The organism is Vibrio splendidus 12E03 (assembly GCF_000272105.2).
Lineage (GTDB): Bacteria > Pseudomonadota > Gammaproteobacteria > Enterobacterales > Vibrionaceae > Vibrio > Vibrio splendidus_I.
Genome location: NZ_AJZD02000174.1, coordinates 18,114 through 41,248 on the forward strand (window position 1 = coordinate 18,114; position 23,135 = coordinate 41,248).

Annotated in this window: 16 protein-coding genes and 1 riboswitch; of the genes, 8 read left to right on the forward strand and 8 right to left on the reverse strand. The window is 45.7% G+C overall.

Annotation, left to right across the window (positions count from 1 at the left end):
- Window positions 1–90: 90 nt before the first annotated feature.
- Both mltA and A142_RS11960 read right to left on the reverse strand, forming a co-directional pair.
- Window positions 91–1,203, reverse strand: a complete 1,113-nt coding sequence (gene mltA, locus A142_RS11955) for a murein transglycosylase A (RefSeq protein WP_019823866.1) — start codon at window positions 1,201–1,203, stop codon at window positions 91–93.
- Between the two features lie 81 nt (window positions 1,204–1,284).
- The gene (locus A142_RS11960) at window positions 1,285–1,758 is read right to left on the reverse strand and encodes a DUF2850 domain-containing protein (protein WP_029405557.1); all 474 of its coding nucleotides are present in this window, start codon (window positions 1,756–1,758) and stop codon (window positions 1,285–1,287) included.
- A gap of 160 nt (window positions 1,759–1,918) precedes the next feature.
- Between A142_RS11960 and argA the strand changes: the two genes are divergently transcribed.
- Window positions 1,919–3,256, forward strand: a complete 1,338-nt coding sequence (gene argA, locus A142_RS11965) for an amino-acid N-acetyltransferase (protein ID WP_019823870.1) — start codon at window positions 1,919–1,921, stop codon at window positions 3,254–3,256.
- A gap of 293 nt (window positions 3,257–3,549) precedes the next feature.
- The gene (locus A142_RS11970; protein ID WP_008223046.1) at window positions 3,550–3,741 is read left to right on the forward strand and encodes a hypothetical protein; all 192 of its coding nucleotides are present in this window, start codon (window positions 3,550–3,552) and stop codon (window positions 3,739–3,741) included.
- A gap of 52 nt (window positions 3,742–3,793) precedes the next feature.
- Here the strand turns inward: A142_RS11970 and recD are convergent, their stop codons facing one another.
- From recD to A142_RS11990, 4 genes are all read right to left on the reverse strand, one after another.
- Window positions 3,794–6,004 carry an exodeoxyribonuclease V subunit alpha gene (recD, locus tag A142_RS11975; RefSeq protein ID WP_019823872.1) on the reverse strand — a complete coding sequence of 737 codons (2,211 nt, stop codon included), beginning with the start codon at window positions 6,002–6,004 and terminating at the stop codon, window positions 3,794–3,796.
- Entirely contained in the window at window positions 6,004–9,678 is a 3,675-nt protein-coding gene (gene recB, locus A142_RS11980; RefSeq protein ID WP_019823874.1) for an exodeoxyribonuclease V subunit beta, read from the reverse strand. Before recB ends, recD begins: the two co-directional genes overlap by 1 nt.
- Window positions 9,679–10,071: 393 nt before the next feature.
- Window positions 10,072–13,548 (reverse strand): exodeoxyribonuclease V subunit gamma, encoded by a 3,477-nt coding sequence (recC, locus tag A142_RS11985; RefSeq protein ID WP_019823878.1) that lies wholly within the window; start codon window positions 13,546–13,548, stop codon window positions 10,072–10,074.
- A gap of 127 nt (window positions 13,549–13,675) precedes the next feature.
- Entirely contained in the window at window positions 13,676–14,626 is a 951-nt protein-coding gene (locus A142_RS11990) for a TDT family transporter (RefSeq protein ID WP_029405558.1), read from the reverse strand.
- 205 nt (window positions 14,627–14,831) lie between these two features.
- Between A142_RS11990 and A142_RS11995 the strand changes: the two genes are divergently transcribed.
- The 5 genes from A142_RS11995 to A142_RS12015 all read left to right on the forward strand — a co-directional run bounded on the left by A142_RS11995 (window position 14,832) and on the right by A142_RS12015 (window position 19,089).
- Complete coding sequence (locus A142_RS11995; protein WP_019823882.1) at window positions 14,832–15,728, forward strand: LysR family transcriptional regulator; 897 nt, start codon at window positions 14,832–14,834, stop codon at window positions 15,726–15,728.
- 88 nt (window positions 15,729–15,816) lie between these two features.
- Window positions 15,817–16,110, forward strand: a complete 294-nt coding sequence (locus A142_RS12000) for a YebG family protein (RefSeq protein ID WP_008223840.1) — start codon at window positions 15,817–15,819, stop codon at window positions 16,108–16,110.
- Between the two features lie 154 nt (window positions 16,111–16,264).
- Window positions 16,265–16,348: riboswitch (Fluoride riboswitch) on the forward strand.
- A gap of 193 nt (window positions 16,349–16,541) precedes the next feature.
- Window positions 16,542–17,234 (forward strand): iron-sulfur cluster assembly scaffold protein, encoded by a 693-nt coding sequence (locus tag A142_RS12005; RefSeq protein ID WP_017071044.1) that lies wholly within the window; start codon window positions 16,542–16,544, stop codon window positions 17,232–17,234.
- 23 nt (window positions 17,235–17,257) lie between these two features.
- The gene (locus A142_RS12010; RefSeq protein WP_019823886.1) at window positions 17,258–18,247 is read left to right on the forward strand and encodes a GGGtGRT protein; all 990 of its coding nucleotides are present in this window, start codon (window positions 17,258–17,260) and stop codon (window positions 18,245–18,247) included.
- 200 nt (window positions 18,248–18,447) lie between these two features.
- A complete protein-coding gene (locus A142_RS12015; protein ID WP_004737591.1) occupies window positions 18,448–19,089 on the forward strand; it encodes a MarC family protein in 642 nt (213 codons plus the stop codon).
- An 84-nt stretch (window positions 19,090–19,173) separates the two neighbouring features.
- Here the strand turns inward: A142_RS12015 and ushA are convergent, their stop codons facing one another.
- Window positions 19,174–20,874, reverse strand: a complete 1,701-nt coding sequence (gene ushA, locus A142_RS12020) for a bifunctional UDP-sugar hydrolase/5'-nucleotidase UshA (RefSeq protein WP_019823889.1) — start codon at window positions 20,872–20,874, stop codon at window positions 19,174–19,176.
- Window positions 20,875–21,378: 504 nt separating this feature from the next.
- Here ushA and dapD point away from each other — a divergent pair.
- The gene (gene dapD, locus A142_RS12025) at window positions 21,379–22,410 is read left to right on the forward strand and encodes a 2,3,4,5-tetrahydropyridine-2,6-dicarboxylate N-succinyltransferase (protein ID WP_019823891.1); all 1,032 of its coding nucleotides are present in this window, start codon (window positions 21,379–21,381) and stop codon (window positions 22,408–22,410) included.
- 111 nt (window positions 22,411–22,521) lie between these two features.
- Here dapD and A142_RS12030 read toward each other — a convergent pair whose 3' ends face one another.
- Complete coding sequence (locus A142_RS12030; RefSeq protein WP_019823893.1) at window positions 22,522–23,055, reverse strand: DUF3332 domain-containing protein; 534 nt, start codon at window positions 23,053–23,055, stop codon at window positions 22,522–22,524.
- Window positions 23,056–23,135 lie beyond the last annotated feature (80 nt).

Below are 23,135 nucleotides of genomic sequence, written 5' to 3' on the forward strand. Positions count from 1 at the left end.
GAAAAAGAAAAGAGTGCGTTTTATACGCACTCTTGAATAAAAAGTCTAGGGGATTAGCGATTCGCTTTCAATGCCCTATTTTATTGTCGTTTACTCGACCTTTTCAGGTGGTAAAGCCCAAGGCGCTTCAGTCGCACTACCGTCTAAACCCAATTTCCACACTCGGCCAAAATGTTTGTAGTGACCCGCTTCAGTACCTGCGCGTGGTCCCATACCGTGGTAAAGATCCAAGTGGTTTTGCTTAACCGCGCCGCCCGTATCTAGAACCAGTAACAATCTTAATTGGTGTGCTCCGCTCCAAGTACCGTCGGCATTTAACAGTGGTACTTCTGCAAGAATCGGCGTTCCCATTGGTAAGATAGAGCGATCACCTGCGACTGCAGCCATTGGTAAAAGAGGGATTCCCGCGCTACCCATTACCGATAGGTCATCTCTTGCTTCAAAGAAAACGAAAGATGGGTTTTGTTCTAACAGCTCTTTGACCACTTCAGGATCATTCGCCAACACCCACTCTTTGATCGCTTTCAATGACATCTTCTCGCGGGGAACCAAGTCTCGCTCGATCAACACACGACCAATACTCACGTAAGCTTTGTTGTTTTTTCCTGCGTAAGCAAAATACTGCAAGGTATCATCATCACCAAAGTGTACAAAGCCACTGCCTTGTACTTCCATCATGAACGGGTCGATACGGTTGGCAGCGTAGCCAAGTTCAAGACCTTGACCTTCTAATGCGCCATTGTAGATCTCTTCACGAGTTGGACACTCTTTATCGCACTCTGGCAGACCATACACCGGGTAACGGTACTCTTCATTCGCTTCATGGCGCAGTTCCATTACTGGAGAGAAATAACCGGTGAAAAGCACATTGCCCTGCTTATCACCACCACCAAGTTGAGCTGTTTGAACACCAAAGTTTGCGAGTTCACTTGGGTCACCACTTAGCATCGCCCACTCATTAAGTTGCTTGTATAGCGGCTCGTAGATTTTCGCCATCGAAGGAGATTTAGACACCACCATTTCAGCCTGCTCAGCAAATGCGGTGTAGTCTCTTGGTTTATTGGATTCAACCTGATCGACCTTGTTTAAGGTGCGAGGAAATTCATCATCAAAGTGTTGTTGAGCGAGATCGGTGGGTTGAGCACAGCCAAATAAGACAGAGGCAGCGACAAGGGGAAGCCATTTTTTAATCACAAGAGTCATCCTAAAAATTCTATGCATCGAGGATGACAAAAACGGTCCGATAACACAATCTTAGTTTGTAAGAGTTTACAAGAAGATAACCTATCGAACTGAGTGATCGATATGACCTTTAAGGCGAAATACTGGGTTGTAATGGCTCTCTGAATCCAGCGTCATTTCTGTGTTGTCAGAATTGGTCATACGGAAGCGGTACGTCTGCTCTCCCGCTTTATACTCGAAGTAGTTGCCATCGAATTCAAAACTGGTCGCGATAATCGATCCGGCAACAGACACTCCATTGGCATTCAACACAAACTCATCCGTCGCATAATGAGCCACATCTTGCTCAATCCAAGTACCATACAACAAATGATTTGGCGTTGCTGCATCTTGTAGCCGTGTGATGACATCACCAAATAGCGATACGACAGCAAACGAACCAACCAGAGCCAATACCATCAGGCAACGCTCTATGATCTTACGCTTCAATGGAGATTGGTTGCGCTGCTCAGCCTCACTGTAAAGGCCTTTGGTTATCTCATCGATTTTATTCTTTTGTGCGGAAGCTTGTGGCATTCGGTTACTACTCATGAAGATGCTGTGCGCATTCTACACTGAGACACTTTATATAATGAAGCTTAGATGAGAATAGTTTGCGCTTTATTCCAAAAAGGTGTTGTTTAAATTTGAATTTAAATGCTAAATTATCGAATAAATAAACAAATGGACTTGTTCTGTGAAATTAAGAAGTACAGCGCTAGTAAAAGGTTTCAGACAATCAACCCCTTACGTAAATGCTCACCGTGGCAAAACCATGGTCATTATGTTGGGAGGCGAAGCCGTTGCCGACAGGAACTTTGGTAACATTATTAGTGATATAGCCTTGCTCCACAGCCTTGGAGTAAAAATTGTTCTCGTTCACGGGGCAAGACCGCAGATCAACCAATTGCTCGCCAAGCAAGATTGCCATACGCCTTATCACAAGAATATTAGGGTCACTGATGAATATTCTTTGGGCGTCGCTATGCAGGCTGCTGGACAGCTTCAACTTGCCATCACTGCTCGACTTTCGATGAGTTTGAACAATACTCCGATGGCAGGCACTCAACTCAATGTGATGAGTGGTAACTTCATTACGGCACAGCCGCTAGGGGTTGATGATGGCACCGACTATTGCCATAGCGGACGTATTCGTCGAATCGATATCGAAGGGATTAATCGCACACTCGACCAAGGTTCTATCGTGTTGCTTGGCCCTATTGCCAGCTCCGTGACAGGCGAAAGCTTTAACCTACTCTCTGAAGAGGTCGCAACCCAAGTAGCAATTCGTTTAAAAGCCGACAAGCTCATTGGTTTCTGCTCTGAACAAGGGGTGACAGATCAAAACGGCAATGTGCTCGCCGAGCTCTTTCCTAAAGATGCTAAACAGATTCTTGCACGCTTAACCGAAGATCAGAATCCAGTTGAAGACATGAGCACCGGGACCATGCGCTTCCTAAAAGGAGCAATTTCCGCTTGTCGTGCAGGCGTGCCTCGTTGCCACTTAATCAGCTACAAAGTGGATGGCGCCCTGATCCAAGAGCTGTTCTCTTTCGATGGTATTGGAACCCAAGTAGTGATGGCGAGCGCCGAGCAAGTAAGACAAGCTCAGATCGACGACATTGGCGGCATCTTTGACCTCATTCGTCCACTTGAAGAACAAGGCATCTTAGTGCGCCGCTCTCGAGAACAGCTAGAGCAAGAGATCCACCGATTTACCATTATTGAAAAAGATGGGTTGATTATCGGTTGCGCAGCGCTTTACGCATACCCGGAAGATCATATGGCGGAGATGGCGTGCGTGGCTATTCATCCTGATTATCGTGATGGCAACCGCGGGCAAATATTACTGGACTACATGCGTCATCAATCGAAGTCTCGTGATATCGACCAAATTTTCGTTTTAACCACACATAGCCTGCATTGGTTCCGTGAACAAGGATTTTACGAGATCGGAGTTGATGAGCTACCGATGGAAAAACAGGGGCTGTACAACTATCAACGTAACTCAAAAATCTTAGCGTTAAATGTGTAAATAAAGTTTTGGACTAAAATCTCACTTCAAAGGAAAAATAATTGCAAATGTAATCGTTTTCTATATGAGATTTATTAGGTATGCACTTTAACTCACAAACAAAATTGTATAGAATTTGGTCGCTTTAACAAAATAACAAATGTTTTTATTGGAATGACCACATCGACCGCCCTATGACACAAATCATTTGAGCGAATCGAAGTGGTTACTGCACGGATTGCTATACCCGTTAATGATCAGCAGGCGATTGATGTCTGGTCGTTGATATAAACAGCAAAAAGAGCAACATTGATATGAGAACCATTGTTTGTAACTCGCTGCAAAGTTTTTGGGATATGGCTGATAACCAATTCTTAGAAGGGCTAGACGTACACTGCGTATTCCCTGTGAGCGAGAATCTAAAAGAGTTTATTTTGAATTGCCAAGCAAAATACAAGATAAACCACATATCGTTTACTCGAGCGTTTTTAGGCACTGATTCCTAGCACGCTCAAAGCAACCAGGGATGGTTGCTTTGTACATGTACCTCTATCACCTTTAGCTAGTTAAGCGGCTTCCTAAACCACTCACTCGCTCTGTTTTCACCTTAATTCCACGCTTTAATACGTTAGTATCACTGAACATCATCAGTCGTTTCTTCGCACGCGTAATACCTGTGTATATAAGCTCTCGCGTCAAAATTGGGCTGAAATCTGGCGGCAGGATCATTAAGGTCAGATCAAATTCACTGCCCTGCGATTTGTGAATCGTCATCGCATAAGCCGTTTCATGATCGGGCACTCGGCTTGGTAGCACCGCCTTTACGCTGCCATCGGGCAACTCAAAATAAACCTTCAATCTAGGTGCAGAGTCAGAGTGGCTTGAATCCGATTCAAGCATGCAGATACCAATATCACCATTGTATAAACCCAAGCCATGATCGTTACGCGTTACCATTACAGGTCGCCCGTGATACCACAATTCATCATTGTGTGGATTCACTAAACGCCTTGCGGCAAGCGCCCTCTCAATACGATGGTTGAGGCCTTTAACACCAAAATCGCCTTCACGAATAGAACACAGCAGTCGACATTGGCTGAACAAATCGAGTACCGATTTGGCTCTCGCTTCTTGAGTTTCTAACTCTTCCAACGGTACATTCATTCGATTGAGATACGCACCATACTCATTAACCAAGGTACGCAGCATCAAGTTATAGCTATCGCTCGATAGAGGATGATTTTCGATATCGCCAAACCCTTTGGCAAACACTTGGTCTACTTGATTCGCAGAGCCGTTATTGATTGCTTTTGCCAACTGCCCAATACCTGAGCGCGCATCGAAACGGTAACTCTTCTGCAGCATACATAGGCTGTCAGCAATCGCCGGAGGATTAACGGCTCCCGCTTTTGCTTGTGGTGTCTTAGCTATCGCATCAAAGCCAGTCATCTCCGCAATCAAGTTGCCTTGCGCGCTGCTGTAACCTGTAGAGTTAAATGAACAGATATCACCTAAAACTGCACCGGCCTCAACGGAAGCCAGTTGGTCTTTATCCCCAAGCAGAATCAGCCTTGCGTGTCCAGGGAGCGCATCCACCAGCTTATACATCATCGATAAATCAACCATCGAAGCTTCATCCACTACCAATATATCAAGGTGAAGTGGATTGCGTCGGTTATGTCTAAATTCCGCTCGATTAGGAATCGCGCCGAGTAATCGATGTAAAGTACTCGATTCAGTCGGTATGTTGGCCTTCACTTCAGGCGCTAATGGTAACTGTTCAATCGCTTTACCGATCGATTCAGTTAAACGCGCCGCCGCTTTACCCGTTGGTGCCACGAGCTTTATCGTTGGCGTTTTACCTTGGCTTAGTGATTGCTCGACCATCGCTGACAGTAATTTGGTTACCGTGGTTGTTTTACCAGTACCCGGCCCACCAGAGATCACTGCAAAGCGACGACTTAGAGCTACTGCTGCTGCCACTTTTTGCCAGTTTAAACATGCCGATAGTGGTACCAAGCTGTCTAGAACATCTAAGTCCGTTACCTGCTTGGCTTGAACAATCGCTTGGTCAATTGCGCCCCAATTCAAAGATTGCTCATCGACAATATCAAGATGATCACACACCAACTGTTGGCGCAGTACCTGAGACGTCTGCTGATTTGTTTCAGCCTTGGCTAAGGCGTTAAACAGAAAGTGATAACTACGTGCGAAAAGCTGATTGAGTGTTTCCGTCAGCGCCTTTTTCTGTTCAATATTGAACTCTACCGGCTTACTTAAACGATTTAAGGTGTCAGCCAGCACAACTTCATAGTTCCAGTAACGCTGTAAGTAGACGCGCTGCCCATCAAACATCAGAGGCTTAACACAGTCATTAGTTGCGCCAACGAGGTTAGATGATTGCAAAACAGTCACCCAATCAATACCTAATAGCTTTTGATTCAATTGCAGCGCCGTTTCACCGTACAACCCAAGTAACTGGGCTATATCTGCCGTTTGTGCAGGGCCTATCGTATGCTGCTGTATAAGCTGAGTACAAATGTGTCCTTTGCCTAATTCATGGCTCACTACCCCAGCGAGAAAGCCGATCTCTTGAGAGTAACTCGTGGCTTGCTGAGCAATAAAACGGGCAAACTGATAATCCAACTGACGAATCGAACCCTTATCTGCAAGAAACTTGAGTACATCCATAAATTGCTCAGGAATAAGTGAAACTGGCTTCGTTGTGTTCGCTGTTTCTATGCTGGTATTAGTGGTCGTTGTTGTCATTATAAAAGCCCCATCTGTCCAGTTTCATCGTCATTCAATTGTGCTGAACGTCTGTCTATCACTTTACCGTCAATCAATTGATCCATTTCATCAAGTAACGCCAGTGTTGGTTTCGCCGAGAAAATACCTTGCTGAGATTGACCGTCCATTCCTCGTAAGAACAAGTAGTACACGCCGCCAAAATGTTGTTCGTAGCTGTAATTGGCAACACGACTACGCAAAAAACGGTGCAGCGCCAATGCATAGATCTGATATTGCAGATCATAACGGTGGTCAGCCATCGCCGATTTCAATGCCTCGCCATGGTAGACGGCAACATCATCACCTAAATGATTCGATTTCCAGTCAAGAACATAGTATTTACCTTGATGCTCGAACACCAAATCGATGAAGCCTTTCAGCATACCTTGCACGGTTTGAAAACCTAGGTCGCCCGCTTTGGCTGACAATGGATCATGATATTGAATGGTTTGATTCAACTCTGATGAGGCCAATACTTCAATTGGCAGTAAGAACTCCATCTCAACTAAGCGTTGTGTTGAGTCTTTCTCGCTTAGTTTTAAGTTCTTGCCGTCTAATGCGGTGTTCAGCACTGTATCGACCAGTTGCTGAAGCACAGGTAGCCACTCTAATTCATATTGCTCTGATTCTAATAAGTGAGTGATTACTTGCGTGTTATGTTCACTGGTTGCTGGCTCGGTAAATTCAACCTCCTCAAACAAGGTGTGCAAGAAAGTACCTGGGCGAGCACCACGAGGGAACGTAAAGATAGAGCGTTCAGGCTCAATCAACTCAGACTCATCCTGCTCATCAGCCGAATCAATATCAAAGCCAGACACCTCAATGGTCGCGTCATGACTCGCACCGTGACTGCCTTGCTTTACAAGCCCCGAATAACTGGTGATACGCCAAGCTCGGTCGATTGAAGCCTTGAGTTCATTAGCATGTAAGTCGTCACTCACTTGTTCTGTTTGTACAAAAACATGATCATGAGCGATAGGTGTTTCGGCTAACAGCACACTGGAGTTCTTGCCCTCAATGGCTGCAAGGGCCTGATGCAATTCGGCAATGCCTTGCTCTTGACCGTTTTGAACCAAATAGCCCATCGCACTCAAATGCACACCTGTCGGCTCTTTGGTTGAACGCCCTTTACGCAGTGGCGCCATACCAATAAAACAGCCATAAACCGCACGAGTCAGCGCTACATAAATCAAACGCAAGTCTTCCGCCAGTCGCTCTTTATCGGCTTGTGCTAAAGCACTGTCACTACCTGTAATATCCAGTACTGTGGTATCTGAATCATGGTCGTAGAATTTGCCTTCACTCGCTTCTCGGTAACTCGCAACAAATGGCAGGAATACTAGGTCATATTCCAAACCTTTCGACTTGTGAATGGTAACGATTTGAACCAAATTTCTTTCTGATTCAAGGCGTTGAATGTCGTCTTCACTGCCACCTAAACCATTTTTAGCATCCGAGATCGCTTCTGCTAGCCAACGTAGCAAGCCATAGTCACTGTCGAGCTCCTGCCTAGCTTGTTGCAACAGTTCGCCAATGTGCATCAAATCTGTGAGTGAGCGCTCACCATTTTCTTCTTCTAATAAGCGTTCCGCGAGATGGCGTTTGCTAATAACGCTACGCAGCATTGGTAATACGCCACGTTGCAGCCACAACTTACGATATTCTCGGAATTCGTTAACAACGTTTTCCCACACAACTTCATCGTTGTTAAGTTCATCCAATGATGCGGCATCCAAAGCAAACAACTCTGAGGCTAAACTAGCGCGCAACGCACGGTCGTTTTCAGGCGTCAACACCGCTTGCAGTAAGCGTTGAATATCTTGGGCGACTAAACTGGTGAACACGCTATCTCGGTTAGACAAGTACACGCTAGCGATGCCTTGTTCGGATAACGCGTTCTTAATCAGACGACCTTCACTACCGGTTCGAACCAAGACAGCAATATCACCCGCATTCACGGCATGTTGTTTTTTGCCGTTATCAAAATAGGCTTGCTGGTTTTGAGAAGCGGTCAGAATGGTTTGAATTTGACTCGCTGTCGCTTCTGCCATTGCCTTGTGATATTCACCTTTCGGCAATGGCTTGTCTTCAGCCTCTTGCAGCCAAAAGGTCAGTGCATGTTGAGTCTGGCCATTCATCACCCATTGGCGCTTGTCAGCAGATGGACTGGCAGCAACGGGCAAAAATGGAATGTCTTGATCGTAGATAAACGGGCTATCCGAATTCATAAACACTTGGTTTACTGCGCTGACCATATCTGCACTCGAACGCCAGTTAGTCCCTAACGTATAGTGAGCACTAACTTGGTTTCTTGCCTTAATGTAGGTAAAGATATCCGCGCCACGGAAACCGTAGATAGCCTGCTTCGGGTCACCGATCATAAACAGACCACACTGCGGGTTATCGAGGTAGATTCGGCTAAAAATACTGTACTGCAGCGGATCGGTATCTTGGAATTCATCGATCATCGCCACTGGGTATAAGGTGCGAATTCTTTCCACCAGCAATGACTGCTCATCGACATCGATCGACGCAGATAACTGAGTCAGTAGATCATCAAATGATAACCACTGCTTCTGCTGTTTTGCCTTGGCTAGCATAGTTCGACAATGAGTAATCGCATGCGCTAATAACGGAGCTTTCAAGTCAGCCGGGTGATTTAAGAAATCCTCAATCGCTTCGAAAACTGCATGCTGAGGTGCGGTACCTTTCGGTGTTTTTTCGATTAACGTAGCTTGAGAGAACTTTTCTAACTTGTCTGGATATTGATAATCATGAGTGTCGCTCTGCGCCCATGCTGTCACCGCTTCTAACCATGTCGGCAGAGACTTCTTGGTGTAGCTACGTTTGTTCACATCCGAAGCAGAGATCAAAGCCAAAAAGTCCGCTTCAGACTCACACCACAGCGCTTTAAGTTGCTTCACTTTATCTAGGTTTTGGTTGTGCAGAGTTTGCAAATCCCCCGACATCGCGTCGACGGTTAGCTTCAATGGAGAGCCCGTCAGATAACGATTGACGTCTGCTAATAATGCAGCCGGTGAACCCCAGATATTACGAACCTCACCAGCCAGTTGAATAGGTAACGGGTAAAACTGCTTACGCCAGTAGTCGGCTACCACTTGCGCTTTAAGATGGCTTTCATCAGTCACAAACTCATTATCAAAGCGGCTGCCAGACTCGAAGGCATTTTGAGTCAACATACGCTGACAGAAGCCGTGAATGGTGTATACCGCGGCTTCGTCCATTTGCCTTTCGGCATTGAGCAGTGTTTTCGCAGCGCCAGCGTGGTCTTCGATTGCTTGCAGCAAAGGAGCAATCACTGGGTCATCACTTTGCCCACGAGCAAACGCAATGCGCGCATCATGGATTCGAGCACGGATACGATCTCGTAGCTCTGCGGTTGCCGCTTCGGTAAAAGTCACGACCAGGATTTGATCTACAGTGAGCGGCTCGTGATGTCGGGTAGCTTCCGCGAGCTCACCTTGTGGTGCTGCCGTGCCGTGTCCGAGCAGTAGGCGTAAGTACAAGCCAGCGATGGTAAATGTTTTACCTGTACCCGCCGATGCTTCAATTAAACGCGCACCATGAAGTGGAAACGTCATGGTGTTGAGTGTTTGTGGAGCAATTACCTGAACACTGCTTGTGGTCGTCATGCCTTACTGCCTTCTGATAAATATGTTGTTACAAATGTGACCTAGCGTGGAAAACGTCATTCAATTTACGTCCTACGCTGATTTGTTAATAGTTAGTGCGATCTCTCTCACGGATCAATTCGGATCGCCTCGCTACTATGCGCCCACGAGTCCAGGAGCGCGATTCGAGTTTTATACTCATTGCCTACTTAGAACCACAGAATAATGGTCCCTCTGACCTGTGGCCGTACAGCGAACGCCCTACACTAATAATGATTTACTGGCGGCCACTTTATTTCCTGTACCTTGCTTCCTTTCTCCAGGAAAGCAGACACTCCAAACGCTTACCAGCGACTCTCTTCTGCCATTCATTAATTCAGCGAACCCGCGATTGATCTTGTCGATCACAGCCACTTACTCCTGATCTTCCAGATCGGCAGCCGCCAACCTTGCCGCCTGTAACACAAGCGTCGAATACATTCGCGACTCAGCAGCCAGCTCATCGTCCCATTTAGGCCAAATACGCGAGATGTAGGTATCTCGACCCTCGCCAGTGAAAGCGAAGCTGTCATTAAAAGTATCGGCCATTTTCTTAAGTGACTTCTCTTCATCATCGACCCATTTACCACGGCTAAAGCCCGCTTCAACGCCGGCCAATGCGGTTTTCGGGAAGTAAGGCAGTGGTGCAGTCATACCTTGATAAAACAGTCGTACTAACTCCGCCAACAAACTCTTCGCCTGCTGCGCATCAACAATCGATTGTAACGTTTGGTGAACCACGCCTTCTTTTCTGTCGTAGCCAATAATATGAGTCGTTTTGCCCTGCCCCATCACTGCGCAACACAAGTGATCGATCCACGCGGCCAAGTAATCTTGAGAGCGTATTTTGCCACTACGAAAACGCACCAAACCCGATTGATAGTTTTGAGTAAGCCAGCCCATCAAACGAACAGGTTTTCCTTCACCTAGCACGTCAAATTCAATATTTACCTCAAGATCTTGCTGTGGCGAGCCGCTCACGAATCGAATCTCTTTGGCTAAGTCTTCTGCTTGAACACGGTTGGTTTCAAACTCGATATCACCAAAAGCACCAACCGGTAATCGACCTTGGGCTTTTTGCTCAGAAACAAACAAGCGAACCGCTTCATCTGCTCCTTCCGGGTGATCCAACAGTACCTGCAGCAGCGCATCTTTAAGCTGGAAGCTTTCTAAGCCATTAAGCACGAACGGCTCGTCGTCTTCCATTACCGGAAGCGGTGGCTCAAACACTACCTTTAGGCGACGATTAAAGAAGTATTGCACTGGCAAGCGCCAGAAACGCTGTAGCTCAACCAAATCGAGTTCTAACGGATAAGTCGCACCAAGCAAATAGTCATCCAAAGCGCGATTGAATTCACCACTGCGCTCACCAGAACGGTTAGCTGCAGGAAGCCACTCTTTGGCGTAGCTCAATACATGGCTTTCATCACCTTGTGTAAAAGCTGCCGGGCTGAACGGAGTCATGGTGTGCTCAAAGCTGATCGCTTGAGTCAGATTGATACCAGAATCATCACTTGGTAACGCTTGATCTGCACTTAGGCAGTAGTTCTGGTGGCAGTACTCAATCAACTCAGAAACCAATACCGACGGTACTCGCTCAGTATTATCTTGAATCGAGCGGCCGACATAACTGATGTATAAACACTCTTGCGCCGACAACATCGCCTCTAAGAATAGGTAACGGTCATCATCACGACGAGAACGGTCACCGGGACGAGTGCGTCCGTTCATTAGGTCAAAACCTTCTGGCGGCATTGAGCGTGGGTAAACACCGTCATTCATGCCTAACAGACAAACAGTTTTGAACGGGATGGAACGCATCGGCATCAGGGTACAGAAGTTCACTTGCCCCGCTAAGAAACGCTGACTGATACGCGCGCCCGACAGTTTATTATTCAAGTACTGATAGATAATGCTTGGCGATAGCTCTTGTTCGTACAAGGCATCATCAAGCTGTTCATTGAGTTGAGAAAGTGCATCACGAATCGACTTAAGCACCACCTCGCCTTCTAGCTCAACGGCGAAGAAATCATCAATCATTTGCAGCAAGGTTTCACGCCACATATCGATGGATTGCGTCTCAGCAAGGCGTTGACGGTAATGGGCAATACGATCAATAAAGTGCGCTAACTTACCAGCAAGTTCGGCGTTAATGCCTTGAACTTCGTTATAAGCAGCAATCGGAGAGTGTTCAGTTTCAAACAAACCTGCAGAATCCGACATCGCATAACCTAAGAGCATGCGCTGAATACCAAATAGCCAAGTATTTTGCTCGGTTGCAGGTAGATCAAATTCCGTTGCGGTAGAAGAGTCAACACCCCAACGGATACCCGCTTCTTCAACCCACTGCTTAGCTTGTTCAAATTGAAATTCATCAATACCGAAGCGTGCCATCATCGCTGGGATTTCTAATAGCTCTAGAAGTTCAGAAGCTAGACAACGCGTGTTCGGTAGCGCGACCAACTGCATGAACGCGGTCAGAATTGGGCTCTCTTGATCTGCGGTTCTATCCGAGATCGAGTAAGGGATATAACGCTCACCTGGAGCATTACCAAATACCGCCTGAATAGCAGGGCTGTAAGCATTGATGTCTGCCACCATAACGATGATGTTGCGTGGCTTTAATGTTGGGTCAGCGTCAAACATTGCTAACAACTGATCATGAAGAACTTCAACCTCGCGCATTGGGCTGTGACAAGCGTGTACCGTCAACGAACGATCGCCCAGCTCAACCACTTGTTTATGGTTGCTGGAGTCTAAGATGTGATCGTCTTGGTGCTCTTCTAACTCAAGAATATCGGCTTGCAGTTGATGCAGCAGGCTGTCTCTCTCGACATCAATAAAGAACTCATGCTCTTCGCTGTCTGATTGAGACAGCAAGAACAGGTTATCTCTGCCCAGTTTACCCATAGACGCCAGTAAGCTATTACCGACCGCTTGACTGGTATGCAGTTCGTCTTCAATATTGGATTCAATGCCATCTTTTAATGGTGAGACTTCGCCTTCTAGCTGAGGTAAACCATCAACCAAAGCAAACTGCTTACGACGCTGCGCTTCCACTCTCGCCAAGTATTTACGGTCACGAATATCGCCCCAGTAATGTTGGCAAGGGTTGGTAAACATCAGGTGGACATCAATCTGTTCGCCAAGCGCTTTCAAGGCATCCATGTAGCGAGGAGGCAGTGACGAAATACCAAACACAAACAGACGTTTCGGCAGGTGTTGTAATTGGCCTTGTTGATTAGCTAACGCTTCAATGAAATCGTGATACAAATTACCACGGTGATATTTCGATTGGCCTTGAGAGAGCGTTTGCTCGTAGAGTGCCTTCCACAAAATCGGCTGCCAAGGGTGCTCTTGTTGCCCTTCACTATCAATCAATTCTGCAACGGGTTCTCCCGCTTCCCACATCGCCATCCACTCAGGGCGATATACCAAGTAACCATCGAAGATATCGGCAATTTTCTCGGCTAATTGATACAACTTAGAGCCGTCTTCGTCGTTTTCAAGATAGCGCTGTAGGGGTAAGAAATCAGGGTGGTCAAGCTTTGCAGGTAGCAAACTCATTAGCTTCCACGTCATCGCTTCTTTGTTAAAAGCACTGCGTTTCGGTACGTCAGGAAGCACTTGGGTAAACATATCCCAAATGAAGGTTGCTGGAAGAGGAAAATCGATATTTGCTGCTACACCAAACTCTTTGGCGAGTTCCATCTTAAGCCATTGAGACATACCCGGGCTCTGAACCAAGATCTGCTCTTTTTCGAAAGGATTGGCTAAAGGGTCACTTTTGATTAAGTGAACGAGAAGAATTTTTAAAGTATCAACTTTATTGGAATGGTAAACAGTAAACAAAGTGCACTCACGCTAATCTTGCCACAATATACTGCCAGATTAGCATAAGTGCTGAGTTTGGATGAGGAATATAAGCTTATGAAATACCGAAAGCTTAAGGTCCGTTTATCTTTTGAACTATTGCCCTTTACAATCTGCCCGCTACCGCACTTAAAACACGATGAGGTTTGTAGTTCATGTAGTAACGAACAGCGACATAACCTACCACCAACGTCGCAACAATCAGCTCTAAATAAGCTAGGTTAAACACTTGGTTAATGTAATGCGCTTCAATACCTTGTGCTTGCATCCACGCAGCCAATTTAAACAAGGCTGTTGCACCAATCACAATTGGGAAGGTAAACGCTGCATAGCCAGGGCTGAATGGCAGACGAAGTAGTTTGAAAAACGCCATATAGATAATGAACGTCATCAACACTGCAATACCAAATAACAAACCAATGATCACTGGTGAAGGGCTTGCTGTCACTGTTAGGTATCCCGCCAAAGATAGGCTTGCTGGTGCTGCCATAATCGCAATGGTTGGTTTTGCTGCATCTGGCACTTCGTGAGAGAAGATCAAACGGTAAACCATCAGTGGTAGCATCACAGCATAAACCAATAAGCCGAATACCAAAGTCGCGTTCGCTACAGGCTCTAAAACTGGATTACCCGAGAAAGATACGTCTGCCACAATGATACCGATTGGCGGTACGAACCAGCTTGGCACCATATGGTGAATCTCAAAGTTTTTAGCTCTGTGGTACAAAAAGCTCACTAAGAAGATAACGTGTAGAGCAACCGCTGCAAGCCACATCGCTTCTTGTAAAAATTGAGAAATCGGCGCTAAAGATGCTGACACCACCATGCTGCCCATCGCAAATGTTGGTACTACACTACCCACTACAGGGTGAGCAAGATCTTCACGCAATAAATGACCATGAATCAAAAATTTCACAGCTAAAACAAGAAGTAATACCGCCGCGATACCCGCACTGGTCCACTGCACTAAACCAGGAGTGTGTAAAATACCTTGTGCGACTAAAACGCCATCCCAGCACCAGCCTAAACTTGCGATTGCTAGTGCTAACCCTGCCATGGGTGTTGGAGCTCCTGTTAATCTATATTTAATACGTTGAATCATGTGAGCCTCTCTTGAACTTAATTCACAAAACTTGTGAACTCATCAGCTTGTTGAAGCCATAATACGCTTGCACTTCGTTAAGTTATATCCAATTATATATAACAAGCGTTCATCAATACTGAACAACCAATTCCACCAGCAGCGTAAAAGTAGGAACCTGATGGCTAATATCTCAATCAAACAGCTCAAAGTGTTTGTCACCATTACCCAGCATTCGACACTTACCGCCGCATCGGAAGCTCTGTTTCTCTCTAAAGCCGCGGTTAGCATGGCACTCGGTGAAATGGAAAAACAGCTAGGGCACTCTCTATTTGACCGGGTCAACAACCGATTAATTCTCAATCAAGAAGGACATAAACTGCTTCCCTTGGCTGATGAGATTCTTCACCGGGCAGCAGGCATCGATGTTCTGTTCCGTGACGACCAGCCCTTAAGTGGCAATCTCAAGGTTGGCGCGAGTGACACGATCGGTAATCAGGTTGCGCCTTTTATTTTGTCTGGCTTTCGAGAAAAAACTCAGCACCAAGACCAGAGTTTGTTCATCTCAAACAGTGCCCTGATCTGTCAAAAGTTGGTGGATTATGAACTGGATATCGCGTTAATTGAAGGAAAAACACTCCATCCGGAGTTGATCTCTAGCCAGTTTAGTAGCGATGAAATGTGTATTATCGTTAGTAATCAACATCCTTTAGTGGCAAAAGACAAAATCGCGTTGCGAGATTTAGAAGACAGCCATTGGATATTGCGCGAATCCGGTTCAGGAACGCGTGAGTTTTTCCTACGAGCCGTCGCACCACGCATCGAGCATTGGTATGAGTCTTTTGAGCTCAACACCACAGAAGCAATCATCAACTCTGTTTCTGCCGGTCTTGGCTTTGCCTGTTTGTCTCGTTTAGCTGCTCAGCGAGCGATCGATTCAGGCCGTGTAAAAGCGCTTAATGTGCCACTTGATATGAAACGTCGGTTCTGGATGCTGGTCCACAAAGACAAGTACCAAAGCCCATTGCTGAAATCTTTCATGAGTTATTGTGAAGACTGGGCGACACATCAAGATTGAGGCCGCATAGTTCGGGCTCCAACTGGACTTTTAACATCAGAAACTGTATAAAAAGCCAGTAAAATTTATCAAACTTAGAGGATTAACCATGGCTGTTATCGTCAAGTACGTGGTGGAACGCAACGGAGAAGAGAAAATGACTTTTACCTCTAAAGCCGAAGCTGACGCATACGACAAAATGCTGGATATGGCTGATGAGCTTTTTGAACTGTTAGGCAAAAGCGATTTAGTTGAAGATGAAGGCAAGCAAGAAGAACTTGCAATGTACCTAGCGAAGAACAAAGAAGAAGTTCTTTACGCATTAGGTGCGAAGCGTAAGCCAGCTCCGAAAAAAGCGAAGAAGCTTGAAGCTGTTGAAGACGCAGAAGAAGATGCGGCTTAACTAGCTGAAGTTTTCTAAAAAACGCCAATGACACCTCTAATCAGAGTCAGTTATTGGCGTTTTTTTATACTTATCGAAATATAATGATGCTTGTTTATAGTCGAAATCGCTCTAAACATTCGCTTGCACAAAAGTGTGATAAAGATCTAATCTATAGCCATCAGGTGATGGGGTTCCACCTAAGCTTTTGCTTCAACCGCCCGTTCTTTTGAACCGTGCTAATGACTCCTACAGAATCGAAAACAGGTAATACTGTTGGATGTATCGCTACTCCTCCACTTTGAAATGGGCTGCGTCTATTAGGACCAAATCCCATGACTCCTTTGGATTATCGATACTCAAGATCTGTAGTGAACTAGCCGCACCTCTTCCAACACGTCCTGTTTTCTCAACGCCCTAGGTCAATACGACTTTATTAGTGAGAAAACAATATGCATTACTCTTCAGAAATTCAATCCATGTGCCCTATTCAAAGGGGTGATCTTCACAACTCGGCTCCAATTCCAGTTGAAGGCGCCATGGTTAGTCCAAAAGATGTCATCGCTATTTCTGGCTTAAGCCATGGCGTAGGCACTTGTGCACCACAACAAGGTGCAGCCAAACTGACTCTTAACGTAAAAAACGGCATCATCGAAGAAGCACTCATCGAAACGATTGGTTGTTCAGGTATGACACAATCAGCTGCGATGGCCGCTGAAATTCTTACCGGAAAAACCATTCTAGAAGCACTCAATACTGACCTGGTATGTGACGCGATTAACGTCGCGATGCGCGAGATCTTCCTGCAGTTTGTTTACGGTCGAACCCAGTCTGCTTTCTCTGAAGGTGGCCTAGAGATCGGCGCAGCATTAGAAGACTTAGGTCAAACACAGCGCAGCCAAGTAGGCACCAGCTACTCAACCGCAGCAAAAGGCGTTCGTTACCTAGAGCTTGCAGAAGGTTACGTAACCAAGCTAGCACTTGATGATCACAGCGAAGTGATTGGCTACGAGTATCTCAACCTCGGCAAAATGATGAAGGCGATTAATCAAGGCGTGCCAGCCAATGAAGCGGCCGACCTTGCGACAGGGACTTATGGTCGCTTCGACGAAGCCGTGACCACCATTAACCCACGCCAACAATAATTTTGCCAATTAAGAGGAAAGATATGATGAACACTCAATTTAATGAATCAGTAACTCGCGCATTGGCAGAAATGAACTTCGACTCTTTGGCGCAAGCAGAGCAATACTGTAAAGCACACAATGTAGACCCAAAAACGTTGGTGATGGACACTCAACCAATTGCTTTTGAAAGCGCAGCCGATGCATACACCTTAGGCACAGCTATGGCTCTATTCCGTAAAGCAAGCAACGCTGAACAAGCAGCGAATATCATTGGTGAAGGCCTCCAAGCATTCACAAAACCCGGTAGTGTCGCTGAGCAACGTCAAGTAGGTATTGGTCATGGTGCGCTTGCTGCTCGTCTTCTGAATGAAGAGAGTCATTGCTTTGCTTTTCTTGCAGGTCACGAGTCTTTTGCTGCCGCTGAGGGCGCAATTAAAATCGCACTGAACGTCAATAAATCACGTAAAAATCCATTAAAAGTTATCCTAAATGGTTTAGGTAAAGATGCGGCGTACTTAATCTCACGCATCAATGGCTTCACTTACGTGCGCACTCAATACGACTACCAAACCGGTGAACTCGTTGAAACAGAACGTCGCCGTTTCTCAAATGGCCCTCGCGGAGAGATCTTGTGTTACGGCGCTGATGATGTTCGTGAAGGGGTAGCAATCATGCACAGAGAAGAGGTGGATGTGAGCATTACGGGTAATTCAACCAACCCAACACGCTTCCAACATCCTGTTGCGGGTATCTACAAAGCAGAGCGTACTCGCCAAGGTCTGCCTTACTTCTCAGTTGCTTCAGGCGGTGGTACAGGTCGTACATTGCACCCAGACAACGTAGCGGCAGGCCCTGCGTCTTACGGCATGACAGATACCATGGGTAGAATGCACGCAGACGCTCAGTTTGCAGGTAGCTCTTCAGTTCCTGCTCACGTTGCTATGATGGGTTTCATTGGCATGGGTAACAACCCAATGGTCGGTGCTACGGTTGCACTGGCTGTCGCGGTAAGCGAATCTCAAAACGCATAATGATAGAAGTGATTGTCAGCATTTAGCGCCTCAAGCCGAGGCGTTAGTTGAAAAATCGACACCAACACACAATCAAAACTCTACTCCCATCACTAAAACTATACAGCCAGCCCTATGCTGGCTGTTTTTTATTCATACTTGCTCTAGTATCTATTCTTATTCAATATGTGTATTTAACTGCATCTTTTTAAAGGAATAATATGAAAGAGCTCATCATTCATACCATCACCGTGTTCATGGGCTTTTTCGCCATCATGAACCCTATCGCTAACACACCGATCTTTCTTGGTTTAACAGGCGACAACGACAGGGAGACAGTTAAGTCAATCGCGTTCCGCTCAGTGTTTATCGCATTCATTATCGTCAGTACGTTTGCCATTTCAGGTAAACTGATTTTTGACCTTTTTGGTATCACGCTTTATGCCCTGCGCATCACAGGCGGTATTTTGGTCTTCTTGATTGGCTTTCACATGCTTCAAGGTGAATCAACACACTCGAAGGCGAAAGAGAAGGTTAACTCAGATGCCCAACAAGACGCGGCGCTAAGTATCGCAGTATCACCACTGGCCATGCCGATACTGGCAGGTCCGGGGACAATTGCCACCGCGATGAACTTTGCTAGCACCGAGGGCATCTATGAAACCGTCATCACCATCATCGCGTTTGGTCTGTTGTGTACCTTAACTTACGTATTGTTTGTGTTTGGCGAACGCTTCGTGAAAGCGGTAGGGCCAAGCGCACTGAACGTGATTACTCGAATGATGGGTTTGATACTGGCTGTTATCGGTATGCAGATGTTGATTGAAGGTATCGAGCAAGCTCATAAAGCACTGTTTGTCTAGCCTCTAACTCCACTAAGTTTTATACAAAAATAGCCAGCGATTCGCTGGCTATTTTCTTTGTCGTTTTTGTTTATGAGTTATAAATTAGCTAGCAGGACAACCTTTCACTTCCAAGCCATTACTCATATAGATTAACTTACCAGCTTCTGGCGCATAATCTGCAGCTGTTATATTAGGATGCTTCACAAAGAATTCACGAAGTACAAAGGCATCCGCCAGCTGCGTCGATTCAACATCAATTACCGGATAATCATCACCACCAGCTGCACTAAAGCTGATCACAGAAAAGGTATAAGTATCAGTTAAGCTGAAACCTTTATTGTTAATGTCACGTATGGTCACATCACTCGAGTCGCAATTTACAGTCAAGCTAATATTATCCAGTTGAGCATAAGCGCCAGAACCTGCCGTCATCGTAGCAACAACGTCTAAATACTCTTTTACTTCAGCTCCTGTCATCGTAGCTTTAGTTACGAAATTACCAAAAGGTTGAACCGTCAACACATCACGATACGTCACATCGCCCACTTGAATCGAATCACGTACACCACCAGAATTCATCACGCCGAAATCAGCATTCACTAAGTCGTAAGTTCGGTAAGCGTGGCCTAATAAGTGACCAAGGTTAGTCTGCTCAGAGCGAACCACATTACGATCACCTTCAAGCTTCGCATCTGTATTTGAGATCACTTCATCAAGCAACTCTTGGCCTTGTTGCTGATACGCAGAAAGCGTCGCAATCACTGTTAAGTCTGGTTCAATCTCAGTTTGGATAAACTGATAATCACCATTTTCGTCTTTCTCTTTCAAGTTCACAGGAACCAGATCGTACTTCGCTAAATGCAGTTTGCCTTCATAAAACTCAAAGTCAGCTCGACCTACATACTTGCCCCATTCATGTGCTTGCATGATGTAAGTCCCATTCTGCTGATCTGGCTTACAATCATCTCCCGGATTAAAGTCTGCGTATTCATTACCTTCCATACAAACTGGGTTTTGGGAGTGCCCGCCAATAATGGCATCTAATTGCCCTTCCTCCAGTGAACGAGCAAGTAACACATCACCAGGAGCTTCACTACCATGTTGACCATCAGCGTAGTGCCCCATATGCGTAGTAGCAAAAATCAGGTCAACCGTTTCATTGGCCTCGATTTCTTTTATGGCTTTTTTGATTTCTACTTGCGGGTCCGCAAAATGAATCGTCGCGACATTATCAGGGTTAACCAATTTCGCCGTATCTTTGGTTGTCAGGCCAATAACAGCTATTTTTAACCCATTAATAGTGAATACTTTGTATGGAGAGAAAAGGCGTTCATCAGTAACTGTGTCTCCATCTTTGATATAAATATTCGCCGCTAGCATTGGGAAATCAGCCAGTTCAGCCTGCATCTCTAGCACATCTAAGCTGTTGTCGAACTCATGATTACCTAATGCCATTGCGTCGTAACCAAGAAGGTTCATACCAACAAAATCCGGTACTGCGTTCTGCATGTCAGACTCAGGCACACCTGTATTAATATCACCACCAGACAATAGAATGGTTTCACCACCGTTTTGGGTGACTTCAGCACGAATGCTATCGATCAAAGTCTTGCGAGCAGCCATTCCGTACTCACCCTTACTGTTCTCCCAAAAACGACCGTGGTTATCGTTGGTATGTAAAACAGTAAACTTGGTACAAGAAGCAGCAGTGTCACATGTCACTGCGGTATCATTGCTGTCCGAGCCACAGCCAACCATCGCTACGCCGATAGAGAGCACCAGTAAAGACTTAGTAAAATTCATAGAAGATCCTTTATTAATCGTTTTAATGTCGTTATGGCTGGAAATATACTTAATTAATATAGGGTTATAGTGATCTTCATCTTAATTACGCAGCTGAAAACTTGAGTATTTACTCGGACTGTAGGCACAAGCGATTAATCAACAGAAGTCGAATAATTCTGATAATAAACATAGATTTATAAAGGAAGTGTGACTCATCCTATTGATATAGCTAACAACAAGGTGGGTTAGGTATGAGTAGCGAATATGGAAATCAAATTATGCTGCATAGTTTAATTAAACACTGCAACATTAAGAACGTGGTGTGATATCCGGATAATGAAAACTATCGCTAAAAAGACAAGCAATATCATTTTACAGACTTTATCCCGATGCGCCCTTTCATAACGAGGGCGATCTCTTTATGATGAACGCAATTAAATTAACTTTGCTAACGACGGCGCTCGTTATTCGAGCCACTGTTATGAAATAGCAAATTCAAGACTCAACACATGGAGATTCAACATGGCTTTCTTTTCACTAGCCTTCGGTACGGCAACCAAAAACCGCGACAATAAAATCATTGAAGCGTTCTTCCCTAGCCCACTTCTAAACCCAAGCGACGCTCTAGTAGCGGCTGTTGGTGAAGTAGCAGGTTACACTGAAGGCAACCAAGCTATCGAAATCTCTGCTGCACAAAGCGCAGAACTAGCGAAAGCATTCGCAGCAAACGACGATGCAGCAAACGCATCTTTCGCAGAAAAAGCAGCAGCATCTGATCAACCATTGGTTCTTGTTGTTCTTGCGACTGACGAGAAGCCAGCATCTGTTGCTGAAGGCTTCCTAAAGCTACAACTTATCTCTAACCGCCTAGTTCAACCACACGGTACGGTACTAGACGGCATCTTCGGTCTACTGCACAACATCGCATGGACAAACGAAGGCCCAATCGACCTACCTGAGCTGGCTGAGCGTCAAATCGAAGCTCGCCTTGCAGGTCGCGCTTTGTCTGTAGATTGCGTAGACAAGTTCCCTAAAATGGTGGATTACGTGGTACCAACAGGTATTCGTATTGCTGATACTTCTCGTGTTCGTCTTGGCGCACATGTGGGTGAAGGTACAACGGTAATGCACGAAGGTTTCATCAACTTCAACGCGGGTACAACAGGCGTAAGCATGGTTGAAGGTCGTATCTCTGCAGGTGTTGTTGTAGGTAACGGTTCAGACATCGGTGGCGGCGCTTCTATCATGGGTACTCTGTCTGGTGGCGGTACTATGGTTATCTCTATCGGCGAAAACTGCCTACTAGGCGCAAACGCAGGTCTTGGCTTCCCAATGGGCGACCGCTGCACTGTTGAGTCTGGTCTATATGTAACGGCTGGTACAAAAGTTCGCATGCTAGATAAAGAAGGCAACGAGGTAGAAATCATTAAAGCTCGCGACCTAGCTGGTGTTTCTGATCTGCTGTTCCGTCGCAACTCGATCACAGGTCAAATTGAGTGTCTAGCGAACAAGTCTGCTGTTGAGCTGAACAGCGAGCTACACAGCAACAACTAATCTAAGCGCTAGATGCTAGATGCTAGATGCTAGATGCTAGATGCTAGAAAATACGAAGCCGCTGGGGTTAAATCCAGCGGCTTTTCTTTTATCTATAGATAATGAAAGACGTTACACTTTCTCTGCGGCTAACTGCTCTAGAGCCTGGATAGAGGTTTCAGATACCAATGTGCCATCCATGTAGTAGCTGACCTTATCGCCATCGCGAACACCCAGTAGTACTGCTTTCTGACCATCGTTGTAAGTGATATCCATGCGAATCGTGTTTTCATCGATTTGCTGCATTTCACCCCATTCGATCTGGCGATTGTTGAAGCCTAGTGGTGCTTCTTTTAGTGAATCGTCTAGACTGTCATTCACATCGATCATGGTATCGACTTTGCTATCGAAGATGTGAGGCGCACCAGTAAGTGGGTTTTTACCAGCCCAGAATTCAATCGAGTTAAATACAATGTAATCGGCTGCGGTTGTTAGTGCGTAAACCGGAGCAAGCAAGAAGTTGACGCCCGCACGAGCGTAACGGTTATCCACTACCTCGACGTTAAACTTCATTAATTTCCCGGTCACAGCGTTACTACCTACACACCCAGCTAACGACATGACAATCGCTGCCACTGCAACGGCTTTTGTGATTGTTGTTTTCATAGTTCCCTCTTATGCCACGATGATTGATTCAGTTTTTGCACAGACGAACGAATATTACTCTGCGTAAAAACAGACATTAT

What these genes read in the sequence shown, in the direction of transcription:
- A142_RS11990 (WP_029405558.1), bottom strand. Translation starts at nt 14,626, where the DNA reads ATGGCAGGGTTAGCACTAGCAATCGCAAGTTTAGGCTGGTGCTGGGAT.
- A142_RS12000 (WP_008223840.1), top strand. Translation starts at nt 15,817, where the DNA reads ATGGCTGTTATCGTCAAGTACGTGGTGGAACGCAACGGAGAAGAGAAA.
- A142_RS11970 (WP_008223046.1), top strand. Translation starts at nt 3,550, where the DNA reads ATGAGAACCATTGTTTGTAACTCGCTGCAAAGTTTTTGGGATATGGCT.
- dapD (WP_019823891.1), top strand. Translation starts at nt 21,379, where the DNA reads ATGGCTTTCTTTTCACTAGCCTTCGGTACGGCAACCAAAAACCGCGAC.
- mltA (WP_019823866.1), bottom strand. Translation starts at nt 1,203, where the DNA reads ATGACTCTTGTGATTAAAAAATGGCTTCCCCTTGTCGCTGCCTCTGTC.
- A142_RS12010 (WP_019823886.1), top strand. Translation starts at nt 17,258, where the DNA reads ATGATGAACACTCAATTTAATGAATCAGTAACTCGCGCATTGGCAGAA.
- A142_RS12005 (WP_017071044.1), top strand. Translation starts at nt 16,542, where the DNA reads ATGCATTACTCTTCAGAAATTCAATCCATGTGCCCTATTCAAAGGGGT.
- recB (WP_019823874.1), bottom strand. Translation starts at nt 9,678, where the DNA reads ATGACGACCACAAGCAGTGTTCAGGTAATTGCTCCACAAACACTCAAC.
- A142_RS11960 (WP_029405557.1), bottom strand. Translation starts at nt 1,758, where the DNA reads ATGCCACAAGCTTCCGCACAAAAGAATAAAATCGATGAGATAACCAAA.
- ushA (WP_019823889.1), bottom strand. Translation starts at nt 20,874, where the DNA reads ATGAATTTTACTAAGTCTTTACTGGTGCTCTCTATCGGCGTAGCGATG.
- A142_RS12030 (WP_019823893.1), bottom strand. Translation starts at nt 23,055, where the DNA reads ATGAAAACAACAATCACAAAAGCCGTTGCAGTGGCAGCGATTGTCATG.
- recD (WP_019823872.1), bottom strand. Translation starts at nt 6,004, where the DNA reads ATGACAACAACGACCACTAATACCAGCATAGAAACAGCGAACACAACG.
- A142_RS11995 (WP_019823882.1), top strand. Translation starts at nt 14,832, where the DNA reads ATGGCTAATATCTCAATCAAACAGCTCAAAGTGTTTGTCACCATTACC.
- A142_RS12015 (WP_004737591.1), top strand. Translation starts at nt 18,448, where the DNA reads ATGAAAGAGCTCATCATTCATACCATCACCGTGTTCATGGGCTTTTTC.